Origin of the sequence: Prevotella sp. oral taxon 317 str. F0108, from assembly GCF_000162415.1 — a bacterium.
GTDB classification, from domain to species: domain Bacteria; phylum Bacteroidota; class Bacteroidia; order Bacteroidales; family Bacteroidaceae; genus Prevotella; species Prevotella conceptionensis.
Genome location: NZ_GG740072.1, coordinates 1,020,817 through 1,034,215 on the forward strand (window position 1 = coordinate 1,020,817; position 13,399 = coordinate 1,034,215).

The following is a 13,399-nucleotide window of genomic DNA, read 5'->3' on the forward strand; positions in this document are numbered from 1 at the left end:
TGCCGTTTTTGTCGGGGCGACAGGATTCGAACCTGCGACCGCCTGGTCCCAAACCAGGAGCGCTACCGGGCTGCGCTACACCCCGAATCGCAAAACCCATTGTTGTTTTGCGGTTGCAAAGGTACTACTATTTGTTGGGTACTGCAAATATTTGTTTAACTTTTTATGATATCTAAGTCTACAAATATCTTTTTAAGTATTTGTACGCCACGTTCCACTTGCTCTTCCGTATGCGTTGCCATCAATGCCATACGCACAAGCGTATCTTGCGGCGCACATGCCGGCGGAATGACGGGATTGATGAAAACGCCCGCTTCGAAGGCCAGCTTTGTTACAAGGAAAGTTTTCTCCACATCGTGAACATAGAGTGGGATAATGGGACTTTCGGTGTCTCCAATTTCAAAACCTTCCTCTCTAAAACGGCGCAGCGCATAGCGGGTAACCTCCCAGAGCCTTTCAATGCGTTCGGGTTCTTGCTGAATGATGTGCAAAGCTTCGAGTGCCGCTGCCGTTGCAGCAGGCGTGTTGGATGCGCTGAAGATGTACGAACGGCATGTGTGGCGAAGGTAATTGATGGTATCGGCATCCGATGCAATAAAGCCGCCGATGGATGCAAGGCTCTTTGAGAATGTTCCCATGATAAGATCCACCTCGTCGGTAAGGCCGAAATGCTCGCAAACACCACGGCCATGCTTGCCAAAAACACCAAGGCTGTGTGCCTCGTCCACCATAACCGAGCAGTTGTACTTATGTTTCAAGGCCACAATCTCAGGAAGTTTGGCCAGGTCGCCCTCCATAGAGAACACGCCATCCACAACAATCAGCTTAACGGCCTCGTGAGGTAGCGACTTGAGAATGTTCTCCAAGTCTTCCATATCGTTGTGTTTGTAGTGCAGCTGTTTGGCAAACGACAAGCGCCTTCCGTCTACAATGCTGGCATGGTCGCGGTCGTCACAAATAATATAGTCGCCTCTTCCAACCACCATTGCCAGCACACCCTGGTTAACCGAGAAACCCGTAGAGAAACATAACGTATCATCCTTCTGCACGAATGTGGCCAACTCTTTCTCCAATTGTACGTGTAAGTCTAGCGTTCCGTTAAGAAACCGACTTCCGGCACAGCCAGAGCCATACTTGTCTAGCGCGTCTTTGGCAGCCTTCACCACCCTTTCGTCTCCCGTCAGTCCGGTATAGGCGTTCGAACCAAACATCAAAACATGATGTCCATCCATCTCTACTTCGGTTCCCTGTTTGCTGGTTATCTCGCGAAAATAGGGATAGACACCCGCTTTAATATATTTTTGCGGTTCACGATAAGCCTTGTATCTTTCTTGTAATTGTCCCATTTTTAAATAGGTAAAAGAACTATTTTTTGTTTATCAGAGTGCAAAGGTACGAAAAAATACAGCAAAACGCCTATCTTTTCAAAGAAATCGGCCTTTAAAGCGTTTTTCGTCTGTTATGTGCTGTTATCAAATGTTTTTTATTATCTTTGCAATAAGGCTTGATTAACGCCCTTAAAACGAAGTTAAACCCTGTCTGGAAACCATAAAACGAAACGGAATGAAAAAGAAAATTGTATTCATCATGAACCCCATATCAGGGACGGGAAGTAAGAAAGGCATTCCCGAAGCTATTGATAGATACATCGACAAGGAACTTTTCGACTACGAAATACGAACCACCGAGTATGCCGGACATGCTTGCCACATTGCCACCGAGGCCAAAGAGCAAGGTGTAGACGTGGCGGTGGCCGTTGGCGGCGATGGAACCGTTAACGAGGTTGGGCGGGCCATTGTGGAGTCTGACACGGCCTTGGGCATCATTCCCTGCGGGTCGGGCAACGGATTGGCACGCCATCTGATGTTGCCCATGAACGTAAAGAAATGTTTGCAGTTGATAAACACGTGCGAAATACACAGGCTGGACTACGGGAAAATTAACGAACACTACTTTTTTTGCACCTGCGGCATGGGGTTCGATGCCTTTGTTAGCCAGAAGTTTGCGCAAGCTGGTAAGCGCGGCCCCATCACTTACGCCGAAAACATCCTGCGCGAGGGCTTGAAGTATCAGCCCGAAACCTATGAAATAGAAGACGAAACGGGCGTACATCGCTACAAGGCCTTCCTTATTTCGTGTGCCAATGCCTCGCAATATGGCAACAATGCCTACATTGCGCCAAGGGCATCAATGAGTGACGGATTGCTAGACGTTATCATCATGGAGCCTTTCGATTTGCTTGATGCGCCGCAAATTAGTCTCGACATGTTTAACAAGACCCTCGACAAGAACTCGAAGATAAAGACTTTCAGATGCAAAGAACTAAAAATACACCGAAAGAACGAGGGTGTAATACATTTTGACGGCGACCCTGTTGAGGCTGGCAAAGACATTGTTGTGTCTCTAAAAGAAAAAGGTATTAATGTGATTGTAAACCCCGATGCCGACAAGTCGTTGCGAGAACCCAACGCCTTCCAATCTATTGCCGCCTCGCTTTTCAATGAACTCAACGATATGCGCCGGGTTTTCAACAAACGAAGTCAAAAGCTACCGCTGCTGGGAAAGGTTATCCAACGAAAGCTTACGCGTTAAAAGCCACAGGCAGTTGCGCTGAGCAATAATCAAAACAACCTTTCAAACGTGCAATATCTGCCTTAAAGCCTAAGTCTAGATTTGGATTTAGGTGGATGGCGATTATGCTTATTCGCACTGAAAAGTGGGTAAATTGTTGGAGAACCTGCAAGCTAAGCAGTTGATGAGGCAACCAGTTAACGAGCAGACAAGAAGAGCAGTCTGGTAAACAAGTAGATGAGTAAAGGTGAGAAGTTTGGTCAATGATTAGGCGAGTTAACGAATTGTCATGGTAGGTAGTTTAGCTAACAAGTTGGCTGGCACAGCCATCTTTTCACCTTTTCACCTTTTCACCTTTTCACCTTTTCACCCTTTCACCTTTTCACCCTTTCACCTTTTCACCCTTTCACCCTTTCACCTTTTCACCCTTTCACCCTTTCACCCTTTCACCCTTTCACCTTTTCACCCTTTCACCCTTTCACCTATAAAAGCGGAAAGCGAAGCGTGCCTATAATGGCCGCTCCGCCTTCTTAAAGTATAATGGTTCAACAATTAGCCTTTGCAAATTGTCAGTCAGCAGTTCATTTACCTCTCACGCTAATAGACAACGCCCCAAGGCAGAATTTCCTCATCTTCTTCCTCCTCGTCGAATACAAATGACTTTGCATCGGCATCGTCTGATTGGTTACCAGAGTTCTGCAACATCAGTATCGGTTCATACTTATTGGTAACAATCTCGGATATTGGTTTTATATAATTCGTCTTCATAGCTCATCCCTTTCATTATTGTACAGATACCTTTACTCCATTAATAACATACACACCAGCGGCAACAGGAACAGACTGTGTTTCGTTGGCCTTCAAGTTCAGCTTGGCCACACTTATGCCGTTTACACCAAACACTTCAACGCGTTGTGCCTTCTTTGCAAAGAATGTAATCATTCCGTTTGCGGCGGTTACTGCTAGGTCGGCGTTAGCTTTTACGTTGTTGATGCCCGTTGTTTCACCATTCTCGCCAAACACAACATCGAAGGAGGCCATCTTAGCACCGCTTGTACTGCTGAACGAATAGTACGAACGGAATGGTCTTACTTTCACTAGCTTCGGGTCGGAAGGCAAGTTCAATGATGAATAGTACTTGTTGTTGGCGAAATAGAACACCTTTTCAACCTTATCTCCACAATAGGTACCCCTATTTTCAAAGGCATAGTTCGTTCCGTTTCCACTTCCCGTGGCCTTTTCGCCAATCAAGTAAGTCTTGTTTTTGTGGGCGATGGTGGGCATAATGTCCGCTCCATGCTGCATGGCCACGAACGATAGACCGTCTTTTGGCGTATAAGCATCGTTCACCAATATCATGTAGGGCTTGTTGGCCTCGGTTGCCATTCCCTCAACCTTAACGAAATGAGCATCGCCATCGAACTTCATATAGTCGTAACCCGGTTTCTGTTCAGGACTAACATTAAGGCAATTGGTTGCTTGCATCACATATACCTCAAACGAGCAACCGTCTCCCTTGTTCACGTGCTTGCCGTCTGTCAATGCCAAAGTGAACGGCAACATCAACGTTGCTTTCTTTGCTTGGCTGTTGGTTCCAGTTACTTCGCGCGTATAGCTAGCGTAGTTTGCAGCATCAACGCGTATCTTATAAGGAGAATAGAAAGGCTGTTTGTCTGTAAGAATGATGTTTCTTGCGGCCTTATAGGTTCCACCTTCCTCTGCATAAGCAAAGTTGTCGGCAGCATGAGTGGTGTTCTTGGGCAAGAATACCAGGGCGTTCTTAGCCAGAGCATTCTTCAATGTGGTCCACGAGCTGCCGTTAGACGAGTAAGCGCCTTGCATTTGGCTCCCCATGTCTACATAAAGCAGCTTGTCCATTGCGGCGGGTACGTTACTTCCGCCAGCTGCAATAGCAGTTTCCAACTGCTCTTTCACCGCTTCTACAGAGCTATATCCTAAGTTACCTTCATTATCTTTGGATGTAACAACGGCGCCATAGAACTCACCGCTTTCTGCTTCGCCATAGAACGACTTGTCGTATATCTTCTCGAAAGCAACACTCGGCGTATAGGTTCGGGCCACAAGGTGTATCTCCATGTCGTAGTATGCGTAATAACGATGCTGTGTAGCAGTGGTAGGAGCGATGTTATAACGCGTCTCGTCTGTGGTGAAGACGTAAGCGTTGGTCATGTAATCCTTGTTTTCTTCTGTTGGGGTCATCACCACATTGTTGAACAGACCGCCCGCTGCGGCATACTTTTCAAGCGTAAAGGGATATTCAATCAACGAAGTTGCAGTGCCAGTCTTGCTTACTTCATCGGCATTGTTAAACTTAAACGCCTTTGTTCCTGCCGTGGCCACAAACACTTTCTTCGTGTAATCGTAGTTGGCCGCAAAGTCGGGATGACGGTAGATGTTGTTGTTCGACTCGCCAAAGAGGTTGAAATATTCGGACTTTACAAAACCGAAACGTGCATTGCCGTTAGACGAACCATCGTAATATGTATTGTCGGCACACTTGCTCTTCAAGTTTTCGAAGGTAAAATGGCAAGCAGTGTTGAGCCAATCGCGCGGTATATAGAAGTAGAACACACCCCCGCCCACGCTGAAATCGTTAGAAACGAACTCGCGAGAAATCTTCATGTCGCCGTGGGTGCACATCAGTTCCATGTGATTGATGTAGGGGTCGAGTGCCTCCACTGTCAGCTCGAGGTTCACAAGGCCGTTCCCTCCTACTACTTCCAACTTTACGGCATCATTGTTCAAGTCGTCCATTACAAAGTTTCCAGGCTGAGTGACGTTAATTTCTTTGGCAGCCTTACCCGTTTTGTCGTAGACTTTCAATGTATAAGCACCCGATGCGTTAGAACGTTCCCATTGTGCAGTTCCCACATTGTCGTATTCTGCAAAGTAAACGGGACTACCTGGTTTGGTTCCAAACATGTACAAGTTGTTACATACTATTCCTTCTCCGACAAGGCTAAACCGACTACCTGTTCCATTGCCTATCGTTAGGGTATTGTTTGGGTCAACTACCAAGTAGTTTGAAGTGCCAACAACATTGATGCGTCCTTGAGCGTCAATCTCCCATTTTTGTTGTGTGGTGCCAAAGGTCGCATCTCTCTGTAAGTACCAAACGTCTCCACCTTCTATATATTTAATGTAGAACTTTTGCTCTGCACTTATGGTATAATTCACCTTTGCAGAAGTGATACGATAGTGCAAAGGCACATCATTTCCTTTTTGGTCTTTGGTACAAACAGGCGTTTCGGCAAAGTAAGTTTGCCCTGGTTGTATCTCGAAATAACCCATTTGGTCGATGGTTACCGCTTTGATTGTTTTGTTACCAACGGCAGAACCTGCTGTACGGCTATTCAAATCCAAGGTTTCGTCAACGCTAGCCCCTTCGTAAAACAGCGACTGAGCCATCAGGTCTTTCACGTTTCTGTAAACATAGCTTTGTCTTTTTACGCCCGTATAGGTGTTTTGGGAGATTTGTCCGAGGTCCACTTTCCCCGTGGGGAATGGGCATTGCACAACACTTACCCCCTCCGCGCTAGCTTGTTGCGGAGCAATGTTAACCTTAAATGGAGCTTCGGGAGTGAAAGTTAGCTCAACATATTTTAATGTAACGCCCACGTATCTTCCCGAAACGTGGCTGTTAACACCATTGGCAATCTTAAAATAAAGTATGTTGCCCATGTCGCTCTCCACCATACTGGTGCGTTCGATGGTGAATTCTTCATTGCTCATACCCTTTTTCAGGTTCTTATAATAGGCCGACATGAAATCAAACCTCGAATTGGTTTCACCGAAATAGAAAGCGCGATCGTGCGTTACGCGAAGCTTGGCTTTTCCGTTTCCAAACACGTCAACGTTGTTTTGCACAATAATCTTATAGCTTGTAAATCTGTATCCATGTGGCAAAGCGAAGGTAATAAAGCCATCTTCTCGCTGTCCGCCAAACACTTGTATGCCCGTATCGGCTCCTGTGTTATAAAGGTTGTTGCCATGTACGGCCAATTGTCCGTTTGGTGAAAGCGTTTTTAGGTCAGATGCGGTCATTGTCAGTGGCAGTTGGTGGTGTTTCCATGTGGCAAAACCGCCCGATGCAAAGCCGGTTTCGGTTGTTCCACTAGAATAAGTGGTCTGCGAACAAATCATACTACCTGTGTTTTCGCTCACTATAACGTTTTGCGCCCTGCTTGATATTCCGCAAAACATACTACTGAGCAAGAGCATGGCGAACAGTCTGCCACATGCCTTTGCGTGTAAAAACATTCTTCTCATAACACTCGTTTTTTAAATTAATAATTGTTGATAGATATACTTCTTTTCTCGTTCCTCGAAAAGTGCGTTTTCTCGCCATGACAATGTCCGAGCAAGCTCGACGTTGTTCATTTGGCTTAACGAAAACGTTCATTTTATTAAAACACATACACAACTCAATTGTTTCGCAACATACTACTCCCTATTATTGGGAGATGTGCAGCTGATTAAGAATGGCTGCTATCTAAGGCAAGGCCTCTTTTCCGTTAATAACAGATAATGCGGAAGTTGCATCTACTCATAAACTGCATCGTTTGATAGAGCTTAAACCCTCGGTAACAAAGTTTTCACTGTTGTCGTTAATACTTCTGGTCCTATCATTAGGTCAGCATCTCACTGTTTATTCGTTTCGTTATCTCTGAGTACCTACACCCTTACAGCGGTGCTTATCCTTTTTGAAACGGAGAATAATAATGGCATTCTCAATTTGTTATCCATGCCATTTTATCGCCTTCTGATTTTGTTTGTCAGAATGTTTCAAGCGCAAAAGTAGACTTAATACTTCATTTCAGGAAATAATTGAGGGCGCAAAATGGCGCAAAGACAAACAAATAATACGCAAACCAACGCAAATTGTTTGAAACATGCAGGCAAGAAGTGCGTTTTTCGTTATCAGAATGCAAAGTTTTGATTGAGCCAGCTAGGCTATCCCAAAATATTTTCATATCTTTGCCACAAAGTACAGCTGTTTACGCCCCTCGCATTTGCCTGCGAAGGCAAGCGTTTGAACATATCCCACAAACAAGCAGCTGAAAAGAGCTCAAATGGTTCTTAATTAACAGGATAGCGCCAAAGACTAACCATTGAACTGACGAACAACAATACGCGACCTTCAACCAAATGTCGCAACTCTGAGAACTTATACTGCATTCGGCACAATGCTAAGCCGACAAAGATACGTAAAATCAACAACATTAATCACAAATGAAAACAACTACTTTAACCGCCCAATTCGAAAATTTCGTTGCCTTGTACACAAAAGACAAGGAAGAACGAGTGCGTTTCTTCGTTTTCTTTGCAGGTGCCATTCAGCTCATTGTCTTTACCTTGCTGAATATTGTGGGTACAATTGGCATCTACCATCCCTTCTTGCAAACGGTTTCTTTCGCACTCCTTGCGTTATGTGTAGCGATGGTTACGCTATACCTTCGCCGTACGCTGTCGCTTGTTTCTGCCTTCGCCACATTTGCCATTACAGCCCAACTACTTGAAATGACGCGCATTGCATTTCTTCTCTTCATGAAACCCTCAGGCTACGAAGCGATGGTTATATATTACCAAGTAGGTTCTTACACCATCTTACTTTACCTAGCTTTGGGCTTTATACCCCAAATACCCATCCTAGTAACGGCTTTAAACATTGCAACATTACTCTTAGTAACGTTTTACGACGGCCACGCCATCGACCAGCAAATCGCGCTACTCTTCGCATTACTCTGCATTTTCACTTGTGCTCTGGCTGTCATTAGCCGACGAGGCCTCCACAAAATACAGCAAGAAAACAAAGATTATCAAGACACGCACAACTCGATACTCACCGCTTTCAACATGAGCCAAAGCGAACTGATAGCCTATTTGCAAATATGCCGAGCCAAAGAACCCAACAGCAAACACGTCGACATGCTTTTAAGTCAACTTAACGAGCAATCGAAACATAACCTTGTCCATGCGGCGATGGTTTTGAAGAAAAAGCACGATGCCCAACAACTTGAATTAAGTAAATGCTTTCCTAGCCTTACGCATACCGAATTGGAAGTGAGCAGACTTGTGGTTGAAGGGAAAACGCTTGGCGAAATTGCGTTAATTATGGGAAAGACAACGACCAACATCAGCACTGTGCGCGGAAATGTGAGGAAGAAACTTGGCCTGCAACCCAGCGAAGACCTTGTAGAAAAACTAAAAGAACTGGCCGCACCTGCCAACAAAGCTTTGAGAAAGACCTTTTAAAGGTAAACCAACACCTCTTTTACCTGCCTATATTGTTAGGCTATTGCCCTTTTATTCTCAATCAACACCCTTACATGCACACATGAAAAGGGCCACATCTCACTCTTTACACAGAGTGGATGTGGCCCTTAAGGTTTTGTTCTTGTCACGCTCAGCTATTGGCCTACACCCGATGTGGGTTCAACAGATTGTCCATAGACACCTCCGTTTGGCCTGCATGTGCTTATCAGCTTTCCTTATATATAAAGGACTAATGGCACAGTTTGCACAACAGCTGTTGCAACATTTATTTGTTAGTTGCCCACCACCACAGCAAAATAAGCCTTCTTGCCTGTTGGGTAAATGCCTTGTATGTAAAGCACAGGGTCTTTGCTTGTCGATGCCTCCTTAACGGCTTTCTGCAAGTCGTCAGTCGACTTGATTATCTGTTCGTTCACCTTCTGAATGATAAATCCTTTGGCAACGCCAGCATCTTTAAGTGCACCATTGTTCACCCTTATAACTTCCAAGCCCGTGCTTATATTGAGTTGTCGTTTTTGTTCGTCGTTAATTTCCTTGAAGTTGCCGCCAAGAATGTCTAGATCGGCGCTCTTCATCACCTTCGTGTTGCCCTGAGCATTCTTCAAAGTGGCCGTAGCAGTGGTTTTCTTCTTATTACGCAAGTAAGTAATGGTAATCTTATCGCCAGGCTTTTTGCCCGAAAGCAATTCTTGAAGTTCGGCCATCTTGGTAAGCTTTCTTCCATCGGCAGCCACGATAACGTCGCCAGATTTCAACCCAATAGCCGAACCTGCGCCACCGTCTTCAACCGAATCAACATATATACCATCGTTTGTTCCCAGGTCGTGTTCTTTGCCTTTCTCCTTTTCAATGTCGAGGTAAATGCGCACGTCGCTACCTTTAATGCCCATAACGGCACGCTGAACGCTACCATATTGCTTGATGTCGGCCACCACCTTATTCATGATGGTTGTGGGAATGGCAAATCCATAGCCGCTATACGAACCCGTTTGCGAATAGAGCATGGCATTGATGCCTACCAATTCGCCTTGGGTGTTTACCAGTGCGCCACCCGAATTGCCCTGATTGATGGCAGCATCGGTCTGGATAAACGACTCAATGGGATTGCCGCCCAACGTACGAGCCTTGGCACTAACGATACCTGCAGTAACTGTTGAGTTGAGGTTAAAGGGGTTTCCAACGGCCAACACCCATTCACCCACTTTCAGTTTGTCGGAATCTCCAATAGGTAAGGTGGGCAAGTTCTTTCCGTCTATCTTAATCAGCGCAAGGTCTGTGCTTTTGTCCGTGCCAATAATGCGAGCAGAAAACTCCCTGTTATCGTTTAGGGTTACCGTAAGTTGGTCGGCACCTTCAACCACGTGGTTGTTAGTTACGATATAGCCGTCTGCCGATATGATAACACCCGAACCAGTTGCTTCGCGCTTCGGGGTTTGCACTTGTCGTTTTTGTGTTCCGCCATTGCCTCTTCCTGGACTTCCAAAGAAGTCATCAAAGAAGTCGCTAAATGGGTCGCTCTGCACTTCAACGGTTTGCACCTTTGAGTTCTGAACATACCGAATATGCACAACGGCGGGCAGTGCTTTTTCAGCGGCAAAGGTAAGGTCTACGGGTTGTGCCGGCATCGCTGGAGATGCTGCAGCAGCATTTACCTTCATAAATGAACCGGCAGAGAATGCAATAGAAAGCACGCATAATCCGCCAATGAGGTACTGTGAATACTTTTTCATTGTTTCTTTCTTTATTTTTTAAATTACTATTTTTGTCTTGTCTTAGCTTTCCGCCTGCAAATATAGGCGCAAATATTTAAATACAGCAACATCGCCACCTTTCTTTATCCCTATTTAACATACACGAATATCATATTAACGCCTATTAAAGCCGTGGTAATTACTATTTGAAATAATTAAGCATCCCAACCCCTAGCATTTATTACGCATTACTTATATCAAACAGCAAATAGACATTTAATCCGTTTAGACTTTTGGTATTTCTATAAATTGAGCGGAGTTTTGCCTTTGTGCCGTAAAACCAAGACAAACAACCGCGCATGTACAAAATGACGGAAAAATACGATGAAATCTCAAATTCGGCCTCATTTGTCTGTGGCAAAACATGGTCTACTCTCAAATAGTGATCGGGCGGAAGCTATTCAATGCTGTCTCCACAAACTGGAAACCGCTTGTCGATGCCCAACTACTCATGCGTTTACATGATGCTGTTGACATTGTACACGAGCAGCATGGCCTGCAACCGCCCACACTGGCCCTCGCAAGTCTACATGTTTTCCACGCCACTGCCATACGTACATATACGATGCAATAGTTTTTGTCTATATTTTAGTCGGAAATTTAACATTATAAGTGCCATTTTCGTCCACCAATCGCCAACCTTGCCGCAAAAAATCGATTCTCGCGAAGGTTTGTTTTGATGCAAAATAGGGGTGGCATGTGCATGGGGAAAAATGAATATTTATTTAAACAAAACGCCATTTGCACCTATTTCGGGGCTATTTGCTGCTAAATGCAGTGCGTTTTGGTGCAAATTGCAGTGCGTTTTGGTGCAAATTGCAGTGCGTTTTGGTGCAAATTGCAGTGCGTTTTGGTGCTAAATGGAATGCGTTTTGGTGCTAAACGCAAGGCATTTCGGTGCTAAATGCAGTGCGATTTGGCACTAAATGCGAGATAATTACGCATAAACATCCACAGTAATGGCATAAACAAAACCTTTTAGAGCCATGAAACACATGTCTAAAAAGGGCAAAATAGCCGTTAAAAGTAGGGTTTTAGGGGCTAAAAGCGAGTAATTGGAGTTGAAAAAATACGAGTTGGCAACCAAACTAGAAAGCCAAAATGGTGCAAAATGCAGGTTGATGACTTAAAAATAGACAAGTACCAAGAAGCAAAAGGTTATAAATGGTAGACTTTTACATACTTTTCAACCTGTATTTCCGCTAAAACGAAGCGAAATTTAAAGCGGAATTGTAAAATAAAAGACAAAATTTTAAGTTTTAGATGTGACAAGCTTTCGAGCTGATGAGTTGGTGGGTTGATGAGCTTTTGAGTTGGAGTGTTGGCAAATTGATTTTTTGGGGAGTTGTTGGGCGTTAGTTAGTTCATGTTCAAATTCGCGCATAAGACATTTAATTCCAAAGCCAATCCTTTTGGGTTATAACAACTAAACGGAAAGACGAGTTGACAAGCTGGCTTGTGGACAGGTTATCGTGTTGATAGGTTAAAGAACGAATAAGCTAACAAGTTGCCTTGTTAAGTTAGCCTACCGCAACTAAATTATAAGAATGCCGTTACTCCCAACACGCGTTGATGGTTGTAGGCTATTGGGTTTTCTTAGTGGATATACTTTAAAGTTGGTGAGCTTTTAGTTATTGAGTTGAATTGATTCTCAAGCTGAAGACCAACGAACTCACCGCTCGTTAAAGCTCGAAAAGCGAAAACTCATGAACTAAAAGCTCACCTACTTTAGAAGCTTATATAGCTATACTGCTTAGCAAAATGCATTATTTACAGCTCCCATCCCACGGCACTTGCGCCAAGAACGGCAGCCGAAGAGCCTTCAAGGCCGCTAATGAGGAACTTTGCCTTGTCTTTGAAAATCTTCAATACGTTCTCATCGTATGCCTTTTTAAGCGGTTTCATCAGCAAATCGCCGGCTTTGGTCAGCCCACCGAAGAAGATAAACGCCTCTGGCGACGAGAAAGCTGCGAAGTCTGCACATGCCTGGCCAAGTATTTTGCCAGTGAACTCGTAAACGTCGATGGCCAATTTGTCGCCCTTAGCTGCAGCAAGCGATACATCAAGCGATGTAATTTCTTCGGGTTTCAAGTCGCGAAGTACAGAGGGAGTTGTGCTTTTCTCCAAAAATTCGCGTGCTGAACGTGCCACACCCGTTGCCGAGCAATAGGTTTCCAAACAACCAAAGCGACCACAACCACAGCTGCGTCCGCCTTCTCTTTGGGCGATAACGTGTCCCAACTCGCCTGCAAAGCCGTCGCAGCCATACACCACTTGCCCGTTAATAACGATGCCAGAGCCAACGCCCGTGCCTAGCGTGATAACGATAAAGTTTTTCAAACCACGTGCAACGCCATAAATCATTTCGCCAATGGCGGCAGCGTTAGCATCGTTGGTAAGCGCAACGGGGATGCCGCCGAGCCCTTTGGAGAACATATCGGCAAGAGGAACAACGCCATTGTGTCCCCAAGCCAAGTTAGGAGCAAACTCTATCGTGCCTTTGTAGTAGTTGCCGTTAGGCGCCCCGATACCCATTGCCTTAATGGTTTGAATACCACCTACTTGCTCAATGATAACGTGCAATGCGTCGAGCGACGCCTTAACATAGTCCTCTACGTCTGCATAGGCTTGTGTCTTAATGGCCGTAGTGGCCTTAATTTCGCCTCGGCTATCAACGATACCGAATACAGAGTTCGTTCCACCCAGGTCTAAACCAATCACGTATGGTTTCAGTTCTTCTTGTCCACTCATGTTGTGTCTTTATTTTTTTAGTTTAGTAA

General features: G+C 44.9%; 7 protein-coding genes and 1 tRNA gene. 2 read left to right on the forward strand and 6 right to left on the reverse strand.

Translation table 11 applies throughout. The annotated features are described in order from the left end of the window. Window positions 1-11: 11 nt before the first annotated feature. Window positions 12-85: transfer RNA gene (locus tag HMPREF0670_RS03765), tRNA-Pro, on the reverse strand. 70 nt (window positions 86-155) lie between these two features. Next, on the reverse strand, window positions 156-1,346 hold the full coding sequence (gene spt, locus HMPREF0670_RS03770; protein ID WP_009229845.1) for a serine palmitoyltransferase: 1,191 nt from the start codon (window positions 1,344-1,346) through the stop codon (window positions 156-158). Between the two features lie 217 nt (window positions 1,347-1,563). Between spt and HMPREF0670_RS03775 the strand changes: the two genes are divergently transcribed. Beyond that, complete coding sequence (locus tag HMPREF0670_RS03775) at window positions 1,564-2,592, forward strand: diacylglycerol/lipid kinase family protein (RefSeq protein WP_009229846.1); 1,029 nt, start codon at window positions 1,564-1,566, stop codon at window positions 2,590-2,592. Between the two features lie 576 nt (window positions 2,593-3,168). Here HMPREF0670_RS03775 and HMPREF0670_RS16660 read toward each other — a convergent pair. Together HMPREF0670_RS16660 and HMPREF0670_RS16970 are read right to left on the reverse strand one after the other, a co-directional pair. Further along, the gene (locus HMPREF0670_RS16660) at window positions 3,169-3,339 is read right to left on the reverse strand and encodes a hypothetical protein (RefSeq protein ID WP_009229847.1); all 171 of its coding nucleotides are present in this window, start codon (window positions 3,337-3,339) and stop codon (window positions 3,169-3,171) included. A 15-nt stretch (window positions 3,340-3,354) separates the two neighbouring features. Beyond that, entirely contained in the window at window positions 3,355-6,861 is a 3,507-nt protein-coding gene (locus tag HMPREF0670_RS16970) for a hypothetical protein (protein WP_009229848.1), read from the reverse strand. A gap of 963 nt (window positions 6,862-7,824) precedes the next feature. Here HMPREF0670_RS16970 and HMPREF0670_RS03790 point away from each other — a divergent pair. Beyond that, window positions 7,825-8,847 carry a helix-turn-helix domain-containing protein gene (locus HMPREF0670_RS03790; protein ID WP_009229849.1) on the forward strand — a complete coding sequence of 341 codons (1,023 nt, stop codon included), beginning with the start codon at window positions 7,825-7,827 and terminating at the stop codon, window positions 8,845-8,847. Window positions 8,848-9,140: 293 nt separating this feature from the next. On the opposite strand, the gene HMPREF0670_RS03795 is transcribed toward HMPREF0670_RS03790, so the two are convergent. Together HMPREF0670_RS03795 and HMPREF0670_RS03805 are read right to left on the reverse strand one after the other, a co-directional pair. After that, complete coding sequence (locus tag HMPREF0670_RS03795) at window positions 9,141-10,598, reverse strand: Do family serine endopeptidase (RefSeq protein ID WP_009229850.1); 1,458 nt, start codon at window positions 10,596-10,598, stop codon at window positions 9,141-9,143. Between the two features lie 1,791 nt (window positions 10,599-12,389). Next, the gene (locus HMPREF0670_RS03805) at window positions 12,390-13,370 is read right to left on the reverse strand and encodes an ROK family protein (RefSeq protein ID WP_009229851.1); all 981 of its coding nucleotides are present in this window, start codon (window positions 13,368-13,370) and stop codon (window positions 12,390-12,392) included. Window positions 13,371-13,399 lie beyond the last annotated feature (29 nt).